Origin of the sequence: Compostibacter hankyongensis (genome assembly GCF_039541075.1) — a bacterium.
Classification (GTDB): Bacteria; Bacteroidota; Bacteroidia; order Chitinophagales; family Chitinophagaceae; genus Compostibacter; species Compostibacter hankyongensis.
Genome location: NZ_BAABFN010000002.1, coordinates 193,893 through 213,652, shown reverse-complemented (window position 1 = coordinate 213,652; position 19,760 = coordinate 193,893). Strand labels below are relative to the sequence as shown.

At 47.0% G+C, this 19,760-nt stretch carries 19 protein-coding genes and 1 pseudogene; 13 read left to right on the top strand and 7 right to left on the bottom strand.

The genetic code is table 11. The annotated features are described in order from the left end of the window. Position 1: 1 nt before the first annotated feature. Positions 2–853: a class I SAM-dependent methyltransferase gene (locus ABD851_RS05785; protein ID WP_344976871.1), complete on the bottom strand. Its 852-nt coding sequence runs from the start codon at positions 851–853 to the stop codon at positions 2–4. Positions 854–1,128: 275 nt separating this feature from the next. Here ABD851_RS05785 and ABD851_RS05780 point away from each other — a divergent pair, with 275 nt between their 5' ends. Genes ABD851_RS05780 through ABD851_RS05760 form a run of 5 tightly spaced genes read left to right on the top strand, consistent with a single transcriptional unit; the run spans position 1,129 to position 3,518 of the window. Next, positions 1,129–1,452 (top strand): ArsR/SmtB family transcription factor, encoded by a 324-nt coding sequence (locus ABD851_RS05780; RefSeq protein WP_344976868.1) that lies wholly within the window; start codon positions 1,129–1,131, stop codon positions 1,450–1,452. Between the two features lie 6 nt (positions 1,453–1,458). Then, complete coding sequence (locus ABD851_RS05775; RefSeq protein ID WP_344976865.1) at positions 1,459–1,926, top strand: SRPBCC domain-containing protein; 468 nt, start codon at positions 1,459–1,461, stop codon at positions 1,924–1,926. A gap of 7 nt (positions 1,927–1,933) precedes the next feature. Then, on the top strand, positions 1,934–2,332 hold the full coding sequence (locus tag ABD851_RS05770) for a DoxX family protein (RefSeq protein ID WP_344976862.1): 399 nt from the start codon (positions 1,934–1,936) through the stop codon (positions 2,330–2,332). Continuing rightward, positions 2,329–2,919 carry a YdeI/OmpD-associated family protein gene (locus ABD851_RS05765; protein WP_344976859.1) on the top strand — a complete coding sequence of 197 codons (591 nt, stop codon included), beginning with the start codon at positions 2,329–2,331 and terminating at the stop codon, positions 2,917–2,919. Before ABD851_RS05770 ends, ABD851_RS05765 begins: the two co-directional genes overlap by 4 nt. A gap of 35 nt (positions 2,920–2,954) precedes the next feature. After that, a complete protein-coding gene (locus ABD851_RS05760) occupies positions 2,955–3,518 on the top strand; it encodes a DUF4256 domain-containing protein (RefSeq protein WP_344976856.1) in 564 nt (187 codons plus the stop codon). Between the two features lie 5 nt (positions 3,519–3,523). Here ABD851_RS05760 and ABD851_RS05755 read toward each other — a convergent pair whose 3' ends face one another. The 3 genes from ABD851_RS05755 to ABD851_RS05745 all read right to left on the bottom strand — a co-directional run bounded on the left by ABD851_RS05755 (position 3,524) and on the right by ABD851_RS05745 (position 6,282). Continuing rightward, complete coding sequence (locus ABD851_RS05755) at positions 3,524–4,132, bottom strand: UbiX family flavin prenyltransferase (protein ID WP_344976853.1); 609 nt, start codon at positions 4,130–4,132, stop codon at positions 3,524–3,526. Between the two features lie 279 nt (positions 4,133–4,411). Beyond that, on the bottom strand, positions 4,412–5,284 hold the full coding sequence (locus ABD851_RS05750) for a hypothetical protein (RefSeq protein ID WP_344976850.1): 873 nt from the start codon (positions 5,282–5,284) through the stop codon (positions 4,412–4,414). 80 nt (positions 5,285–5,364) lie between these two features. Next, entirely contained in the window at positions 5,365–6,282 is a 918-nt protein-coding gene (locus tag ABD851_RS05745; protein WP_344976847.1) for a collagen-like domain-containing protein, read from the bottom strand. 364 nt (positions 6,283–6,646) lie between these two features. Between ABD851_RS05745 and ABD851_RS18010 the strand changes: the two are divergent. From ABD851_RS18010 to ABD851_RS05735, 3 genes and pseudogenes are all read left to right on the top strand, one after another. Next, a pseudogene (locus ABD851_RS18010) lies at positions 6,647–6,799 on the top strand (two-component regulator propeller domain-containing protein); the annotation flags it as partial. A gap of 363 nt (positions 6,800–7,162) precedes the next feature. Then, a complete protein-coding gene (locus ABD851_RS05740; protein WP_344976843.1) occupies positions 7,163–9,667 on the top strand; it encodes a sensor histidine kinase in 2,505 nt (834 codons plus the stop codon). Positions 9,668–9,675: 8 nt separating this feature from the next. Then, positions 9,676–10,440: a LytR/AlgR family response regulator transcription factor gene (locus tag ABD851_RS05735; RefSeq protein WP_344976839.1), complete on the top strand. Its 765-nt coding sequence runs from the start codon at positions 9,676–9,678 to the stop codon at positions 10,438–10,440. Positions 10,441–10,543: 103 nt separating this feature from the next. Here ABD851_RS05735 and ABD851_RS05730 read toward each other — a convergent pair whose 3' ends face one another. Together ABD851_RS05730 and ABD851_RS05725 are read right to left on the bottom strand one after the other, a co-directional pair. Next, entirely contained in the window at positions 10,544–11,401 is an 858-nt protein-coding gene (locus ABD851_RS05730; RefSeq protein ID WP_344976836.1) for an RNA polymerase sigma factor, read from the bottom strand. 94 nt (positions 11,402–11,495) lie between these two features. Then, complete coding sequence (locus ABD851_RS05725; protein ID WP_344976833.1) at positions 11,496–12,299, bottom strand: SDR family NAD(P)-dependent oxidoreductase; 804 nt, start codon at positions 12,297–12,299, stop codon at positions 11,496–11,498. A 213-nt stretch (positions 12,300–12,512) separates the two neighbouring features. Between ABD851_RS05725 and ABD851_RS05720 the strand changes: the two genes are divergently transcribed. The 3 genes from ABD851_RS05720 (at position 12,513) to ABD851_RS05710 (ending at position 15,620) form a co-directional block, all read left to right on the top strand. Then, positions 12,513–12,932: a DoxX protein gene (locus ABD851_RS05720; RefSeq protein ID WP_344976830.1), complete on the top strand. Its 420-nt coding sequence runs from the start codon at positions 12,513–12,515 to the stop codon at positions 12,930–12,932. 241 nt (positions 12,933–13,173) lie between these two features. Next, a complete protein-coding gene (locus ABD851_RS05715; RefSeq protein ID WP_344976827.1) occupies positions 13,174–13,725 on the top strand; it encodes a dihydrofolate reductase family protein in 552 nt (183 codons plus the stop codon). A gap of 224 nt (positions 13,726–13,949) precedes the next feature. Next, the gene (locus tag ABD851_RS05710) at positions 13,950–15,620 is read left to right on the top strand and encodes a sulfatase family protein (protein ID WP_344976824.1); all 1,671 of its coding nucleotides are present in this window, start codon (positions 13,950–13,952) and stop codon (positions 15,618–15,620) included. A gap of 18 nt (positions 15,621–15,638) precedes the next feature. On the opposite strand, the gene ABD851_RS05705 is transcribed toward ABD851_RS05710, so the two are convergent. After that, positions 15,639–16,061: a VOC family protein gene (locus ABD851_RS05705; protein WP_344976821.1), complete on the bottom strand. Its 423-nt coding sequence runs from the start codon at positions 16,059–16,061 to the stop codon at positions 15,639–15,641. A 506-nt stretch (positions 16,062–16,567) separates the two neighbouring features. Here ABD851_RS05705 and ABD851_RS05700 point away from each other — a divergent pair. Both ABD851_RS05700 and ABD851_RS05695 read left to right on the top strand, forming a co-directional pair. Next, positions 16,568–17,062 carry a sugar O-acetyltransferase gene (locus ABD851_RS05700; protein WP_344976819.1) on the top strand — a complete coding sequence of 165 codons (495 nt, stop codon included), beginning with the start codon at positions 16,568–16,570 and terminating at the stop codon, positions 17,060–17,062. Next, entirely contained in the window at positions 17,059–19,743 is a 2,685-nt protein-coding gene (locus ABD851_RS05695; RefSeq protein WP_344976816.1) for a carboxylesterase family protein, read from the top strand. Before ABD851_RS05700 ends, ABD851_RS05695 begins: the two co-directional genes overlap by 4 nt. The last annotated feature ends 17 nt before the right edge of the window (positions 19,744–19,760 follow it).

Genomic DNA, 19,760 nt, shown 5'->3' with positions numbered 1-19,760 from the left:
GTTATGTTGCGGCCACCAGAAATATTTCCCCGCTGGCAGGAAGAAAACCATCGTTCCGGTTGGCAAAATAGGTTTGTTCCAGATCTTTTGTCGATATCGTTCGGGCGTTCTTGAAACCCGCTTTATCTGCCAAAGCCAATATTTCACCGGGAGCAAAAAAACTTACAAAAGGCGTTCCGGCTTCGCGGGCGCCTTTTTCCGATATCTGCTGCAGAGGCTTATCTTCCTCATCCATCAACTCCATGGGCAGATAAAAGGTCATGGCCAGCGTGGAACCGGGCGCCAGCGACGCCATATGTTTTAAAGTAGCCATGATGGCCTCTTCTGTAAGATACAGGCTGACGCCGGTACAAGCCGCTACAGCGGGCCGCGCGGGATCAAAGCCGGCTTTTAACAGCGCTTCCCACCAGGAGGCCGTTTCAAAATCCACAGAGACGAAATGCAGCCCTTCCGGAATACCCAGGCCGAGTTCGGTTAACCGCTGTTGCTTCCAGGTTTGAGTACCGGGCTGATCAATTTCATAGATATGAAGCCGGGAAGCGATATCCGGTCTGCGCTGGGCAAAGGTGTCGAGCCCCGCGCCAAGAAGGATATACTGACGGATGCCCTGCCGGCTTTTTTCAATAATCAGATCCTCGATAAAGCGGGCACGTGCCACAATAGATGCCCGGAGACGTTTGGTAAATTCCGGATGCATGTCGGGACGTTGCTGCCATCCTTCATCGGGGGCAATCAGCTGTAATCCCACTTCGTCCTCAATGATATGGGGCGGCAGGTCGATCTGTGCGTGCAAAGCCCTCCACAAAGCTGTTCGTACGGCCGTGTTGTCCGGCTGGATGTTATTGGTTTCCATATTATGCTTCAATCTGTTTTCAGGTTTTCCCGTCGTACAACAGGCCGGCTATTCATTTCTTCTCCGACGGTATATTTAGTAAAATTACCCGAATTTGAGAAGGGGGACAACTTTTTGCGAAGCCTGTATGCCCCGGTAAATGAAGGCGGGCGGCTGCCAGGCGCAGCTTGTTTTTGAAAATCCTTTATACCGTACGAGGTAGATCGTAAGATACAGGTAAAAAAATTTGCGTAGTTAAATAACTACACGTATATTTGTAGTCAAATAGCTACGCAATGAATTTAAGACGCGACGTATTTCAGGCCATAGCCGATCCGACAAGACGGGCAATATTGCTGCTGCTGACGTCACAATCGATGACGGCCGGAGCGATCGCCGCCAACTTCGATACGGCAAGGCCGACGGTCTCCAAACATCTTCAGATACTCACCGAATGCTCATTACTTAAGCAGGAGCAAAACGGGAGAGAAATATACTATCACATCAATGCAAAAAAAATGAAAGAAGTAGCCGATTTCATCGAACCCTTCCGCAAAATGTGGGACGACCGGTTCAACAAGCTGGAAGCCATTATGAAACAATATAAAACAAAAAAATAGCAGACCATGGAACAGAAAACAAAGGTCCTGGCCGAAAAAGGCCAGCAGGAAGTCGTCATCACCCGGGAATTTGACCTGCCGGCAGCGCTGGTGTTCAAAGCCTACACCGATCCCGATATCCTTGCGCAGTGGATGGGAACAAAGGTGCTGAAGCTTGAAAGTAAAGATCATGGCAGCTACCGGTTTGAGACCCGGGATAAGGAAGGAAAGACGGTGTTTCAGGCCAACGGCACCATTCATGCCTGCGTTCCGGACCGGAAGATCATCCGGACATTTGAAATGGACAACACGCCTTACGGCGTTCAGCTCGAGATCATTGCCTTTGAGGCGCTGACGGAAAATACCAGCCGGCTGATCATACACTCCGTTTATGAGTCCGTTACCCAGCGGGACGAGGTGATGAAGCTGCCTTTTGCACAGGGCATCAACTGGGCCCATAACCGGCTGCAGGACGTTGTAAGTCAGTTAAAATAAATATACCATGACAAAAGGACGAAAGATCATCTACTGGATCGCCACCCTGTGGCTTTCCCTGGGAATGGTATCCACAGGAGCCGTACAGTTACTCAAAGCAAAGGAGGGACCCGGGGGCGTGGACAGCATGACCCACCTGGGCTATCCGCTTTATCTGGTTACCCTGCTGGGCATCGGGAAGATACTGGGCGTGATAGCCATACTGATCCCCAGGTTTCCTTTGATCAAGGAATGGGCCTATGCCGGTTTTTTCTTTATCATGTCGGGGGCCATATTTTCGCATATCGCCGCGGGCGATCCGGCGACGGAGCTGTTTCCCGCGCTGCTGCTGCTCGTCCTGACGGCCTTGTCCTGGTATTTCCGGCCGGCGGACAGAAGGATTATTTCCCTTAATTTTAACGTATGAACACGACAAACCCCAAGGTTGATTTCTATTTCGAGAAGGACCGGAAATGGCAAAAGGAAATAGAGAAAATGAGGGTAATTCCGCTGGATTGCGGGCTGACCGAAGAATTGAAGTGGGGCTGTCCCTGTTATACATTTCAGAAAAAGAACATTATTTTGATCCATGTATTCAAGGACTATTGCGCGTATTTGTTTTTCAAGGGTGCCTTGCTGCAGGATACCGAAGGCATACTGATCCAGCAAACCGCGCATGTGCAGGTGGCCCGCCAGGTCCGGTTCACTTCCGCGCGTCAGATCGACAAGCTGAAAGCCGTCCTGAGAGCTTATATTTATGAAGCCGTTGCCGTGGAGGAAGCCGGTTTAAAGGTTAAGCTGAAAAAAACTGCAGATTTTGAGGTTCCCGGGGAATTTCAGCAGAAGCTGGACGAGCTTCCGGCGCTGAAAAGGGCGTTTAAAGCCCTGACGCCGGGACGGCAAAGAGCCTACCTGTTTCATTTTGCGCAACCCAAGCAATCCAAAACCCGGGCTTCGAGGGTGGAAAAATCCATTCCGCAGATCCTGAAAGGGAAGGGGTTGAATGATCAATAACTGCCGGCAATTCTTCGGGCCGAAAAAACCGTAACATGGATAGCAAAAAGAAACTGTCTCCCGAACAAGCTGAAGCGCTGCTCAGCACGCTGAAAACCCGCTTTGAGAAAAACATGTCCCGTCATAAAGGTCTGAAATGGGCCGACGTACGGGAAAGACTGGAAGCCGGTGCAAAAAAGCTATGGTCGCTGTATGAGATGGAAAACACCGGCGGCGAGCCGGATGTCGTCGGTCAGGATAAGAAGACGGGGGAATATGTTTTTTGTGATTGTTCGGCGGAAAGCCCCAAAGGCCGCAGAAGCCTCTGTTATGACCGCAAAGCGCAGGAGGAGCGGAAGGAGCACAAGCCGAAAGACAACGCTGTCGATATGGCGGAAGCAATGGGCATTACGCTGCTGACAGAAGAACAATACCGGGCCCTGCAGGAGCTGGGACCTTTCGATACAAAAAGCTCCAGCTGGGTACAAACGCCCGCAGATATCAGGAAGCATGGGGGCGCCGTCTTTTGCGACTACCGCTATGGCAGGGTCTTCCTCTACCACAACGGGGCGGAATCCTATTATGCCGCCCGGGGCTTCCGCGGTACGTTAAATGTGTAAGCGGATCAGTCGCCGGCTTCACCCTCTTCCTTCCACCGGAACATGCCGGGCATTTCCAGGTCAAACAAATCAAGGGTCCGGCCGACGGTATAATCCACAATATCGCCGACCGACTGGGGCTTGTTATAAAACGCGGGAACAGGCGGCGCAATGATGCCGCCGTTTTCGGTAACGGCAAGCATACTTTTCAGGTGCCCTGCATGAAGGGGGGACTCCCGGACGAGGAGCACCAGCTTTCTCCTTTCTTTCAACACGACATCCGCCGCGCGGGTGAGCAGGTTCCCGGTAGCGCCGTTGGCAATTTCGGACAGGGTTTTTACCGAACAGGGGGCCACGATCATGCCCATGGTCTTAAAAGAGCCGCTCGAAATAGCGGCCCCCATATCCTGGACACCATAATTGAAATCCGCCAGCTTTTTCAGCTCCTCGGACGATAGCTCCGTTTCATAGGACCGGGTCATTTCTCCCGGCTTGGTCACCACCAGGTGCGTTTCAACGCCGATTTCCCGCAGCACCTGCAGCAACCGGATACCATAGATGATGCCGGTCGCCCCGCTGATGCCGATGATGATGCGGCGCTTGGGAGTAGGGTGGGGGGTGGAATGTTTGCTCATTTTCTTGATTACACCAGTAGTTAACCTATTTAGTCACAAAATTCCTATAAATTTAGGATAAAAACGAATAGGGGTGACAGACCTGATCATTATAAATAATGAGCTATGGATAAGATTATCGGATATAATGGGAAAGAAATAAGCTTGCATAGCTTAACGCCGCCTGGAAAACTATGCCCCTGCCCAACTAAAATCAATTTACAATAGGGCAGGAGGCATGTACTGATTACAAACAACATAGCGCTTCGCGGGCATTGTCCATAAACCAACCGCGGTTAATTAAAGAATAATGACGGGAGGAAGGACTCCCTTTTTCACATGAACAAAAACCTGGTAATAGCCTGCATTATCTTCAAACTTCCAATCCCATGCAAGCAAATATACCTGACCTGAAATAGTTGCCTGTTGTCTGTTGTTCGCACTGTCTCCCTGGCGCAGGAAAAAAGACCCGTAAACATGCGGCGGGTAATTTTCAGGAACGCGGTCGCCCGGCTTTTTAATCCAACGACCTGTATGGTCGTCATCTCCGCTGGTAAAGGTTCCGCCGGCTTGCGGCAGGCAGACCAATACGCCGCCCTCTTCTCTTGCTTTTAATCCGGAGCCGGGTTCAACGCCGAAAGCATCTCTTTTTTTGGCAGCTGCTCCTGTCGGCTTCAACTTATCCTGGATATATTTTGCCCCTAAGTTTACAAATGCCGTTACTTCCGGATGGCCGTACAAAGTTGCGGCGATGCCTACTCCTTCGCTTATTAAACCAATTATCCCCGAAATAGCCGAATGCCCCGTATCCTTTGAAAAGGAGCAGATACCTGTCGCGCTGGTGATCTCTATCCAATCTCCTGCATGAATGCCGTCTATGTAAATGCCGACAGGGTTTTCCGGACTGATAAATGCGACAAATAAAGCTTCATCAGCTCCTCTGTCCCATACAAAGCCATTGGTAGCATAACCCTCGGGAGGCGTTCCAACGGTGGTGCTGATCAGTTGGGAGTTACCCGCCTGGACAAAAGAAAGCTTGTTGTTGGCCCAAACCGGTTTTAATGCCGGTTTTTTGTTTAGTGGTCCAAACAGCGCCTGGGTATGTTGCAGAAATAAATGGCTTTCCAAACGTCCATTGGCAACAACTTTTTTGATTACATCTTGTTTTTCCATAAAAAACTCCTTGGTTTTAAGTGTTTATAAATAGATAGATGCTGAAAAGGCTGCTCGTTTACTTAAATGCGCTGGTTCGGTTAATCCGCCAGGCGAAACGCTGCTTTTACGGCATTATAATCTTTGAGATTGATAGTGCTTGTCGCTTTTACGCCTCCCGGAATGATCACATAGCGGAACTGATGTGTAGTGGCGATGGCGGTATAAATGTTGTGATCATCTATAAAACGGATTTTGATATTACCCGGTGTAATTAATGCAGACCACGTATCCGTCATCGTTGTTGCTCCCTGAACATACGTAAGCTGTATGGGCAGCTGCGCTACCTGAGAGCCGGGCCATATCGCTGAGTTGTATCCCAGAAGCTTGGCATATACCAGTACGGAACCTTTGTCGATGACTGCTTGTGTAAGCTGCGATACCGGTTTGGTGTAGCTGAATCCCCATATGCCAAACACGGTGTCTTTAGTGTATGAATTAGGAATAAACCAATCAGAATAAATTACATTGGCCGTCCCGCGATCACCTTTATCTCCTTTTAAACCTTTCAGGCTGACCGGAGTTCCCCAACTGCCTGAAGTTTTGGGTCCGTAGAATAAAGAATTGGTTTTATCGAGATAATAATCTCCTGTAGTGCCGAGGCTTAATGCTGGGGCACCGTTTCCGGAAAGTATTGCACTGCCGTTTTTACCTGCCGCTCCGGTGGCGCCGGTTGAACCTTTGTCTCCTTTATCTCCTCTGAGGTTTATAGCGCTTCCCCAGCCTGAGCCAGTTTTGGGTCCGTAGAGTGCATCGGCATTCAGGTCAATATAGAAATCCCCCACATCGCCAACGGATGCAGACGGCGCGCCTTTTCCGGACAAAACGGTATTACCGTCTGCGCCCTTGATGCCTTGCTCGCCTTGAGGTCCCTGAGGACCTATGTCTCCTTTTTTACAGGAGAAAAGAAATGTGAGCAAGCATAACGCTAAGGCAATCGGTTGAATAAAATTTCTCATACAGAATTTTTTATTGAATAATTTCAAGGTTGTTTTCAGGACCGGTCATAACCAGGGCGGGAAAGAAACTGCCAGCCGGCGGACGCTGATAAGTTTGTTATTTTCATAAGTATATTTTTGCCTCCTAAATTATTTACATTACGAACTGCGAGCAACCTCCATCTTGCAAATGGCAGCATTGGGTTTGTAAGTGGCGGGCGGGAATAAACAACCGGTAAAACGCCTGCCGGGAAGAGAGGTAGCGAATAAACAATGTTTCCAAAAAGAATTACCGAGCCGGTCTTTTTTAATACATTTGGGCACTGTTTTGCCTGATCAAAACTGTTGCAAAATGTGCTTTTCTCATTAGATTATTGAACACATTATGCGCCATGTATTGTTATTGATATTATTGTTTAACGCTGCAAGGCTCCGCTCCCAGTCCCTGCTGTTTGAAAATTATTCTTCGGAGCAGGGACTTTCTCAAAATAGCTGCTACAGCATAGCACAGGATGAAAACGGCATTATGTGGTTTGGCACACAGGACGGGCTAAATCGCTATGACGGACAAGAATTCAAAGTGTACCTGCCGCAAAACATCGAAGGAAAAAAGCTTCCGTCTAACTATATTTCTTCGTTGCTTTTTAGCAAAAGCGAAAACCTGCTGTGGGTAGGCACCATGGGCGGCCTGTGCCTTTATCTGCCCATAGGCGATTCGCTGGCCGGTATCGATGAAGTATACCCGTTTGCGAAACCGTTAAAAACAATTTCGATAAAAGAAATTGCTTCATTTGCTCCCAACGAATATTGGATTTCCACCCACAACAGCGGGCTTATCTACATCAATACCAAAACACAGATCCTCCAATTCTATTTTTCCGATACCGGATTTAAAAATCAGGTGAGCAGCGTTGTTTTGCACGAGGAAAAAATTATTGCGGCAACATTGCATCATCTTTTTGTGCTTACTAAAACCGGTAACGGTTTCAGACCGGAAGCATTATTCCCATCTTATTACTTTCCTGAAATAAAGGCCCTGCACTCGTTCAATGGCGCGCTATGGATAGGTACGCTAACAGGCGGCTGCTATTATATCGAAGATCCAATAAACGGTGTTTCCAATATCAAACATTTTAAAACAGGGGCCGGCGGCATAGGTTGCTTTGCCACAGATGACAGTGGAAATTTATGGATAGGCACACGCGGGTTTGGCATTATGCGCTATACCCCTGCAAACAGACAGCTTGTCACAGCCGTGCATAATCGATATGACAGCCGCTCACCCGGAAAAAACTTTGTTCTTTCGCTCTTTACGGACCGGCAGGGCATTATATGGTGCGGCCTCAGCGGTTCGGGTCTGGCAAAATACGATCCGCTCAAATACCAGATACATACTATTCAGAATGAGGAGGGCAACCTGGCATCATTGCCTGATAACATGATATTTAATATTTTTAAAAGCAGCATGGGCCACTACTACGTTGGCACGCAGAATAAAGGTATTGCAGAATGGAACAGGCAAACCGGCTCTTTCATTCAAATTCCCGGCACATCCCGGTTCGGAGCATCGGCGAACACTATTTATGGCATTACCGAAGATGATCAAAAAAATTTATGGATCGCAAGCTGGGCCGGGCTGATGCGGTTAAATCCGCGTACCAAAAGAATTGTTTACTTCAAAGGCAAAGAAAACCTGCCATCGGAAAAATTCTATACCCTCATTAAACTTAAAAATGCCGACAGTCTGCTTCTAATGGGAGAGGAGGGCGCTGCATTTTTTTCACTAAAAGATTATAGCTGGCAGGCCTGTCCGGAAAACACGCTTCATAACAATTTATTTACCGGCCGTTATATTTATGAGGACAGCAAAAATATACTATGGATATGCACCACCGGTGCAGGGCTTGTAAAATATGATACCAGGGATCAGACCTTTGAAATAGTAGAACCGGTAAGGACCATATCTGTTAATGCCAGGTATTTGCTGCAGGATGGAAATCTATTTTGGATCGCTACCGACAACGGCGTCGTAATCTACGATGCAAAAAATAAAACAATAGTAAGGCGTATCCTTCCCGGTAGCGAAAATGCTTCCAACGTATGCTATGCCATTCAAAAAGATAAAAGCGGAGATTTTTGGGTGAGCGCTAACACTGGGCTGTACCGGATATCCCCCAGAGCTTACACCATAGAGAAAAACTACAACCTTGGCAACGGGCTCAGTTTCCTGGAATACAATACAGCATGTGCATTCACCGATGACGACGGCACGCTGATGTTTGGCGGCATTGGCGGCATCACCGAATTTATTCCGTCATCGCTAAAGGAAAACACATTTAGCCCGGCCCCGCTGATTACCGCCATAAAAGTAAATGAAAAATCCGCCCGCATTGCCAATATCCATCTTAAATACAATGAAAATTTTATAACAATCAATTTTACCGCTACCAATTTTTCCAACGAAGCCAACAATCTCTTTATGTGGCGGCTGAAAGGGCTCAACGATAACTGGAGCAGCCCGGCGCCGGTGAACAACGCCATATTCACCAGTCTGCCGCCGGGCGAATATATTTTTGAGCTGCGGGCTGCCAACAGCGATGGTAAATGGGCGAAAAGCATGACTTCATTGCCCATTACCATAAATCCACCCTGGTGGCAAACCTGGGCTTTCAGAATAGCGGCAGCATTGTTATCTGCCATACTGGTATTTTATTTTGTAAGCAGAAGGGTGCAGTCCATTCGCAAGAATGCGGCATTAAAACAGCAAATGGCCGAGCTGGAAATGAAGGGTCTGCATGCACAAATGAATCCACATTTTATTTTCAATTCGCTCAACAGCATTAAGGAAATGATATGGAACAACGATAAGCAAAATGCCAGCCGCTACCTTAGTAAATTTGCACAGCTGATACGTACCAGCCTGGAACAGTCGAGGCAAACTTTTATTACTGTGGAGCAATGTGTTGACCATCTGCAGCAATACCTCGAAATGGAAAAATTGAGGTTCGAAGCGTTTTCTTATTCCATAAATATAGATGAAAAATTAAATATAAGCGAGGTAAAGATAACGCCCATGCTGGTACAGCCCCTGGTGGAGAATGCCTTATGGCACGGACTGAGCAATAAAGAGGGAGACAGACAGCTTTTTATCCGCTTTTTTGGCGATAGCAATAGCCTGACCTGCGAAATCGAGGATAACGGAATAGGCATCAGGCAATCGGTAAAAAACAAAGAAACTGCCATCCGCACCCACCATTCGCTGGGTATTGTGAACATCCAAGAAAGGCTGGTGGTGCTGAATGAAAAATACAACATGAAATGCTCATTAAATATAACGGATAAATCGGATCTGCCTGTTAAAGCCGGGAGCGGCACTATTGCGGTTCTACGATTATCAACTAAATAGATATAATTATGATACGCACAATATTGGTAGATGATGAAACCAGGGGATTGAATGCGCTGAACAGCATGTTGCAGGCGTATTGCCCCGAGCTGAGCGTAGTTGCATCCTGCCGGGATGTTGCCGAAGCAAAAGAAAAAATTCAGCTACTGAACCCGCAATTGGTTTTTCTCGATATTTCCCTGAAGGATAAAACAAGCTTTGACCTGTTGGCCGGACTGGAACACCTCAATTTTGAGATCATCTTTGTTACGGCACATAACCAATATGCCTTACGGGCCTTTCAATACAGCGCTATAGACTATCTATTAAAACCTATTGACGAAGACCTGCTGGCAAGTGCCGTAAAGCGGGCAGCAAAGCGTATATCGGACAATAATACGGCCGGCAACAATATTTCAACGCTCCTGTACAACCTGAACAAAATCAATACACAAAATGAAATGAAGCTGTGCATACCCTCATTGAAAGGATTTGACGTAGCGGATATAAAGGATATTATTTATTGTGAAGCATCCGGTGTTTATACCCATATTCATTTTGCAGGCCAGCCGCTTATTTGCTCATCTAAAGGACTATCCGAATACGAAAAATTATTAACCAGTTCGGGTTTTATCCGGGCACATCATTCTTACCTTGTCAACCTGCTTCATGTCAAACAATATGTAAAAGGTGAAGGAGGCACACTTATTCTTTCAGACAATAAAGAGATTACGGTAAGCCGCCGAAAAAAAGAAAATATTATTAACAGGATGAAAGAATTTTACAAATTTTAATACCTGAGCGCACAGTCTTTAAATTAAAGCCGCGTAATTCTTTTTATCTTTAAAGAACTAAAAGGGTAGAAGCCGACTGATCCTTACCAGTTGCGGAAATGTATTACTCTACTTTATCTGCATCCCGGTCAAAAAAATCACTTTTTTCGCCAATGGCCGTTCTAAGACACCTCATGATTTCCTCATGAAAGTCGGTACCTGCTGCATGCAAGGGATCAATTGCCTTCACCAGTAAGGTTCGCAATGTAAAAAGCTGATCCCGGTTATATTTCTTTGAAGCCTTCACCAATTCCAACTTCATCAGCTCTTCTTGCTGATGCTGTTTGGGGTTGAAAATTTCATTTATATGGCTGCATTGATGGCAAACGCCATTCTTATTGATTAAGGCGCACCTCTGCTCAAAAATATCCGTCATGATATTCCTGGCATCATTCAACAGGTGTTTTATTACCCCTTCCGTCTTATCCAGGATAAGACAAATTTCCTTCACCTGGAAATCGTAGATATGCTTTAAGATCAACGCTACCTGGTTTTCTATAAGCAGGGTTTTTGAAATACAGGTGAAACAATAGTCGATATGTTCTCTCATCTCATATGCCCCGGCAGGGGAGGTATCGTGAACCATCCAAAAGACTTCCCTGATCTCCTCCGAGCCTATGGCCAGGTCCGCCGCCCGGTCCTGGGCATCCGCCTGCCATCTTTTTAATTTCCGTAAATGATCATAGGCAAGGTTGGTGGCTATCTTAAACACCCAGGTCTTCAGAGAAGAATCCCGATTAAAGGTCGATATCCTGGTAAATGCCCTGATAAAGGTATCATGCGTCAGGTCATCTACATCGTCACGATCGGTAAGCAACCGATACAGATAAGATTTCAATTGATTTTGAAATTCAGCAAACAATGTTTGGAATGCATTGATATCACCGGATATAGCCAATTTGAGGATCTCTTCGTTTTCCATTCCATTCAATTTCATCCATGAATAAAAATGAGGTTGCAGCCTTCCGCCGGAGGGCTGCAACCGCGAATGTACCATAAAAGAAATGCTTAATGTATCATAAAATGTTCAACTTACCACAATCGACATCGACAACATGGCTGTTGAAGACCGTCCCTGTTTCAGAGGCAAGAAAAGCCGCCGTTTCACCCACTTGTTTTAATGTCGGGCTCGTCTTTAATATATCAAAAGCCTTATACTGCATGACTAATTGATCCGCAGGTATTTCGTGCTCTTTTGCAAAAGCATTGATCCATCCGGAGATCCTTTTTGTTTCCATTAAGGCACCGGGACAAATGCAGATCACTTTTATACCATTCCCGCCCCATTCTGCGGCCATCACCCGTGTCATGCCTTCAACCGCTGCACTGGCAGCCGTGATGCCTGCTAAATTGGGCATTTTGCTCCTTGATAATGCTGCTGTTAAAAGCAAAATAGTTCCTTCGGATTGCGTTTGCATCATATACTTTGCCGCTACCCTCGAAGTAAGAAACTGTGACCCGCATATCCTTTCCATCGGGGCCATAAATTGTTCAAAAGTGGCTGTTGTTGTAGGTGGACGCCCGCCCATCTCACTATAATCGGCCCCGATACCGTTGAATACAATATCCAACTTTCCATGGTCTGAAACGACTTTCTTTAAAAAGAGGTCAATTTCGGTTTCATTCAGCGCATCAACTTTGGCGGCTTCCGCACTTCCGCCGCCGGCTTTGATTTCTCGGGCCAATGCCTTTACGGCATCAAGGTTCCGGGCGGTAACATATACCTTTGCCCCATGTTGAGAAAACGATTGAGCAACAGCTCCCGCGATATCACCGGATGCGGCAAATACAACGGCTACTTTGTCTTTTAGATTTTTCATTTTGTTTACATTTATCTTTTGACGAATGAGCCGGGCAAAACGGTCGGGACTTCTCAAAAAATAAATATCGGATCATAATTTATTGATTATAAATATTCTTTATACTTTTAGGCATGGCGACAAATCCGGAGAAATAAAAATTTCCTTTTCTGTAGGTAATATCTTTATTTTTCGCTGACTTTTTATATTGAAAGAATCCTATATATTTTAACCATGGAAGCAAAAATCATAAAACTTTTTCTGCGTCTTTCTATTGCTGCCGGATTCCTGTCCGCAGTGGCAGACAGGTTCGGTATATGGTACAAGGAAGTGTCGTCCTGGGGGAATTGGAATGCGTTTTTGGAATATACCCAATCCCTTAATCCCTGGTTTCCGGCGGCCATCATTCCTGTAATCGGGGGAATTGCAACGGCAGCGGAAACCGTTTTTGCGCTTTGTCTGATAGTCGGTTATAAAACTGAATTGTTTGCCAAACTGACTGGATGGCTATTGCTTTTGTTCGGCCTTGCAATGACTTTCTCAATCAGCATCAAAGCTCCGCTTGATTATTCTGTATTTGCGGCTTCCGCTGCAGCTTTTGCTTTGAGTCTGTTAAAGGAAAAGTTCTGCGAAATCGATATCTTGCTTTCTTAAGCTATCGTTAAAACCTGTTTTTTGAAAAATTTACCATAACAAAAAGAAGGGGAGGGGCTCTATTTATCAGTTATTTGTTCTTTTTATACTTAACCAACCTCACTCCCGATCTATAACCTTTCGTCTCTAACAGAATTAATGCGTGCTTTTGTTCCATATTCCGAAAAAGAGATTTTCCCTTTCCCAAGATTACAGGATGTATGGCAAGTCTTATAAAGTTTCTTAATGATAAAAACAAAATATGAAAAAGGTAATTGCAGCATTCAATATGACATTAGACGGATATTGCGACCATACAGCAGGGTTGCCTGATGAAGAAATACATCAACATTATACAGAATTATTGGGTCAGGGAGAGGCTATTTTATATGGCAGAACAACATATCACCTTATGGAATTTTGGCGAACGTTTTTAGAAAATCCGTCGGAAGAAAAATCAATGAACGACTTTGCCAAGGCAATTGACAAAATTCCAAAGATCATTTTCTCTCATACGCTTAAAAATGTAGATTGGAAAAGTGCAACCATAGCAAATCGTGATTTAAAAGAAACTGTTTTAGAACTCAAGCAGCAATCAGGAAACGACATTTTTATTGGCAGCCGCAGTTTAATTATACAATTGATGAACCTTAACTTGATTGACCAATACCAAATTTGTATCCATCCGGTTGTTGCAGGAAATGGTTTGCCTTTATTTGAAAACATAAACGACAGGACTATTCTTAAACTCGTGAAAACTAAAACCTTTACCGGTGGTGCTGTAATTCTTTACTATGAACCGAAAACCGAATAAAAATAACACTGTTCGGCATATTTGACTGGAGAAAGATACCCCGGTGACTGATGCGGTCCTCTCAACTCTAATTCTTGTGGCCGAATTTCGGGAAAGCTTATAAATCAAAATATAGGATATTCAGGAGCTGAAAGCAACCTTCCGCCACAGGAGAAACTACCTGGAAAATAAATATAGTTGGATTAGATCAGCATAAGAAAATTCCAATGGTTATTATGTTAAAAATGAAACTGGACAGGCTATTAAAACGGAGGACGTTTTATCCTTTTGTATTTATCGGATTATTTTCCTGTAATACGATGGTCCATAAAGATACAAGCGGACAAAGCAAACGCCCCAATATCTTATTTGTTATCAGTGATGACCAGGGATATCCTTATGCTTCGGCCTATGGTTGTAAGTTTGTGAATACCCGTAATTTTGACAGCATCGCGCATGCGGGTATACTGTTCACTCGCTTTTTTGTGGATGCGCCTCAATGTTCTCCCTCGAGGGCTTCTATTTTGACGGGAAAACACATATGGCAAATAGGCCCCGCAGGAACGCATGCCAGCATTTTTCCGGCAGGTCTTCCGGTCTATACGGATATATTGAAAGACCACGGTTACCAGGTGGGTTATACCGGCAAAGGCTGGGGGCCGGGAAGTTGGGAAGATGGAGGAAGAGCAACCAATCCTGCCGGTATCCTTTACGAGGATACTGCAGAAAGGTATACTAAAAATTATCCCGAAAAGCGATGGGCAAATGGGATCAGTATGGATAATTATGCAGCGAGCTTTCAAATGTTCCTTTCGAAGAGAGATAAAAATAAGCCCTTTTGTTTTTGGCTTGGCGGCCGTGAGCCTCACAGGCCCTATGAAAAAGGAAGCGGGATCAGGCGCGGCGGAAAATTATCTTCTGTAACGGTGCCCCCGTATCTGCCGGATACCAAAGAGGCAAAAAGCGATTTCCTGGATTATGCCGTTGAAATAAATTGGTTTGACATGCAGGTGGGAAGAGCTTTGGAAGCGCTGAAGAAAGAGGGTGAATTAGATAATACGCTTATCATTTTTATGGGAGATAACGGCATGCCGTTCCCCCGTGCCAAGGCATTTAGCTTTGAAGCCGGAGTGCACACGCCGTTAGCCATTTTATGGAAGGACCATATTAAAAACCCGGGCCGAACTGTGAATGACCTGGTTTGCGCGGTGGATATTCTCCCTACTATACTGGAAGCTGCCGGGGTAAAAGACACCATTTCCAATACGCAGGGAAAGAGCTTACTCAATATTTTTGAAAACGGGAGATCCGGTGTCACCGATCCTGCCCGTAAATATGTCTTTTTCGGGAGAGAGCGCCATTCAGATGCAAGATGGCATACCCTGGGGTATCCGGAACGGGCCGTAAGGACAGATCACTATCTGTATGTATGGAATTTAAAGCCGGAGCGGTACCCGGCAGGCGCACCAAAAAAAATTGTGCGTGATACGCTGGACTGGGCCTATGAGGACATTGACGGTTCCCCGACAAAAACATACATGATCCAACACCGGGATGATCCCTCTTTAAGCCAGAGCATTGAGGTGCCGTCGAAAAGTGCAGGATCGGCTAAACAAGCAGAAAACAGTATTTCTTTATTTAATTTATCATTTGGGAAATTTCCGGAAGAAATGTTATATGATATTCAGAAAGACCCTTATTGCCTTTATAACCTGGCGGGAGATCCCCATTATGATAAGATCAAAGCACATCTTTCTTCGGTACTAAAACAAAAACTAAAAGAAACGCATGATCCCCGTCTCGGAGAAACGCCTGATGTATGGGAGAGCTACAGGCGCTATGGCCCTATGAGAGAATTCCCAAGGCCGGCCTGGGCGGACAGCATTATTAATAAAAGCCATGTTGTAGGTAAATAGTTATTGACTTTCCTAAAATTATTTTTCCTTTTCTCCCTTAAAAATCCACTGAATACCATATTTATCGTAAAACTGCCCATATATTCCAAATGGCAGTTCATGTAATTCCTGTAGCCTTTCATTATTGTTTCCGTCCCTGAGTTTATCAAAAACTGTGCTTAGTTCGTCAAATGTTTTTCCAATAATGAATATGGCAAACGTATTGCCTTTTATCGGTTCAAAATCAGGAGAAGCCATCCAATCTGTGGCTGATATTTCAATATCGCCACTTTTCAGATACGCATTGATAATTCTGTCGTGCTTTTCAGGTGGCAACATGTCTTTCATAGGACTATCACCAAGTTTGGTAAGCGTCAACTCACCGCCAAAACATTCATGATAGAAGGTCATTGCCTCAGCACAATTTCCATCAAACAAAAGGAAAGGCGTACAGTATAACATTTTCTTTTAATTTTTTTGTTGATGTTTTATTAAGATACAAATCTCGTCAACAAATATGGTGTCATTACAGGGCAAATACGACAATATCAGTGGCCGAATACGACAGGTATGGATAGTCCTCTTAAAAATCAATATTTCTGCAATAAATTTGTCCTATAATTAATATTATGTTAAGTAATGTTTATGATTAAGCCTCGTCAATACCATTCTATCCGAGCGACTTGTAATTTCGCTCATCCCCTTCATGCACCTTTGGTACTCAACAATAGAGATCATCTCTTTCCGCATAAGTGAGGCCAGCCTTTTATGGCCGGATGTTCCGGGGCGAACCCCTCCGCCGTAAAACTCGCAGAAGATTCTATATCTCGTAATGGCGGCAGGGAGCATTCCTGAAACGATATAGACTTTATTTTATACCTTGAGCTCATGACAAATCCTGAATTTGAGCAATGGTAAATGACGGTCGCACCAAGATAATTCCCAGGAGAACGCCGGAATCGGCAGCCATGCAGGCCAGCGTCAAACGCGCTATGGCGATCACCGCTAATCTTAACCGTTTGACGTTCGACGATGCGGATGAGATCCGGGCCTTGTTCAGCCACCTCATTGGCAAAAAGGTCGACGACGGCTTTTTACTGATCCCGCCCTTCTACACAACCGGTGGAACCGATATCCGTCTGGGACGCAATGTTTTTATCAATCAGAATTGTACCTTCTATGACCTTGGCGGGCTCGATATTGCCGACGATGTGATGATCGGGCCGAATGTAAGCATCCTCACGTCCGGCCATCCCCTGGAACCGGCTCAGCGGCGCGCCTTTGTCGTCGCAAAGCCCGTCGTGATCGAAAGAAATGTCTGGATCGCCGCCGGCGCAACGATTATCGGCGGCGTAACCATCGGCGAGAACTCAGTGGTTGCAGCGGGTTCGGTAGTCACCAGGGATGTCCCTCCCAATACCCTTGTCGGAGGAAATCCGGCCAAAGTTCTTCGTTCGATATGAAAAAACATGTCTTCATCCTTTTCTCATGGTTATTGCTGCCGGCAACGTCCCTGACCGTAGCGGCCCAAACGACCCTGGTCAGGCTTAATGACGGGCTGATACGCGGCAGCCGCGAAAACAATGCGTTCGTCTTCAAAGGCATCCCCTATGCGCAGCCGCCCACCGGCAAGCTCCGCTTCAAACCGCCGCAACCACCCGAGTCCTGGAACGATACGCTCTCCTGCGAAAAGTTCGGAAGCCCCGCTGCCCAATACGGCGAATCTCAGCACCCGCTGAAAGGAAACGAAAACTGTCTTACGCTCAACATCTATACTCCCAAGCTTTCCGCCAACCTGCCGGTCCTGGTCTGGATCCACGGCGGCGCCATGCTGGCGGGTGCCGGGATGGGCGAAGACGGTCATGCCTTCGCCGACCGGGACAGCATCATCACGATAACGATCAACTACCGCCTGGGCATATTTGGCTTCCTGTATCTTGACGACCTCGACCCTGCCTATCGCTCCTCGGGTAATAACGGTCTGCTGGATTGCATCATGGCGCTGAAATGGATCAGCAAAAATATCCGCCGCTTTGGCGGCGATCCTTCAAAGGTCACCGTTATGGGCGAATCCGCCGGGGCGAAGCTGGCCTCCACCTTGGCCGTTGCTCCTGAAGCAAGAAATTACTTCTCGCAGCTGATCCTCGAAAGCGGAGGTCTGCAATGTATCCGGGATACCGTCACGGCAAAAGCCATCCGGCAACGGTTTATGGAAGCGCTCAATATCCGGGATCCCCGCGCCTTGCTCAGCATGCCCGCTGAAAAGCTGATCGCCGCACAGGGAAAAGTCTGCCAGGGCGCCCAGGCTACCAATTACTTCGGACCGGTTATCGACGGACAGATCATAAACGACGATCCTTATTCATATCTCAAAAAACATCCTCCCTCCGGCATCCGTTTTCTGATCGGCACCAACCGGGAAGAAAGCCGGCTGTTCATGGACATGGATAAACGGCTGTTTCATCCGGATACTACTGTGCTGCAGGCCTGGTTTGGAGATAATTTCCGCTATGTCCTGTCCACCTACCGGCACATGCCGGGCAAAGACAGGACGGCCGCCGCTACCGCTACCCTTTCACAATACATGTACCAGATGCATGCTTACCGGCTGGCAACCCAACTGGCCAGCACCGGCGATCATGTCTGGATGTACCGTTTTGATTACCGCAGCGACGGCCGGCCAGCTACGCATGCCGACGAGCTTCCCTTTGTCTGGTTCCTGCCCGAACGGCATGCTTTTACTCCGGCAGCACTTCAGGTCGGCCGGCAGGTTCATCAGGCCTGGGTACATTTTATCAGGCATGGAACACCGGGAGCAATAGCCGGAAAAAGCTGGCCGCGCTACTCCCCGGCTTCGAAACCGGTTATGGTACTGAATAATGCATCTCATGTCATACGGCTCGACAGCGTATTTGATGATCCCCGCGCTCCTTCTTCCTGTTTTGTAATCAAAAAGCCGGCTCCTCTCCTGCCATCTGCGCAACATACCGGGTGGAAGCACCTTTCCTCCGTCAGCGGAGATCTGCCCGTTCCCGGTAAAAGCACCCAACAGACGGCCCTGGTGGTTCATGATTTTGACCACGATGGGATAAATGATTTTATCATGGGCTTCCGGCAACAGGCTCCCGCCCTGGTCTGGTACCGGAGGATGAACGGAGCATGGAAACGATATGTGATCGACAGCAGCTTCCTGACCATTGAAGCGGGAGGAGCCGTATACGATATCGATGGCGACGGCGATCCTGACCTCGTGTTGGGGGGCGACTGGCAGAGCAACCAGCTCTGGTGGTGGGAAAATCCCTTTCCGCATTACGCTCCTTCCGCAGGCTGGAAACGTCATATTATCAAAAACAGCGGCGGAAAACAACATCATGACCAGGTATGGGGCGACTTTATGCAAACCGGAACCCCTCAGCTTGCCTTCTGGAACCAGGGCAGTAAAACACTCTTTCTCACTTCAATCCCGCATGATGCCACCCGGTCTCCCTGGCCCCTGCAGGTTGTCTTTAAAGGGCCTGCCGGCGCACAAAACTCCTGGTATCCCGAAGGGACCGCAGCCGCAGATATCGACGGAGACGGACATACGGATCTTCTGGCCGGAAACTATTGGTTCAAGTACAAGGGCCAGGGAAAGTTTATCCCCGTGCGTTTTGGTGAAGCCGGCGGCCGGGTAGCCACAGGGAAATTCATGCCCGGGAAAACCAGCCAGATCGTTGTCTCACCCGGAGACGGAAGCGGTTATCTGGAATGGTATTCCTGCACCGGCGATCCGCAAATTCCCACAAGCTGGCAACCGCACCGTCTGATCGATACGCCTCTGATCCATTGCCACAGCCTGGATGTAGCGGATATTGACCACGACGGAAACCTGGATATCTTTGCCGCTGAAATGTCCCAATGGACCGAGGACTCACCGGTTCCCGACCAGCAGGGCCATGCTTTTATCTTCTTCGGCGACGGGAAGGGGCATTTCAGAAAAACGCTTTTTTCAACCGGCTTTGATTTTCATGAAGCCAGGCTGGCCGATCTCGACGGCGACGGAGATATGGATATCATTGACAAGCCCTATACCTGGAAAACCCCGCGCATCGATATCTGGCTGCAAAACGGCACCTCCCCTCCTGCCCGCCCAAAGCGACCTTAGCCTTTTCTCCGGCCTTA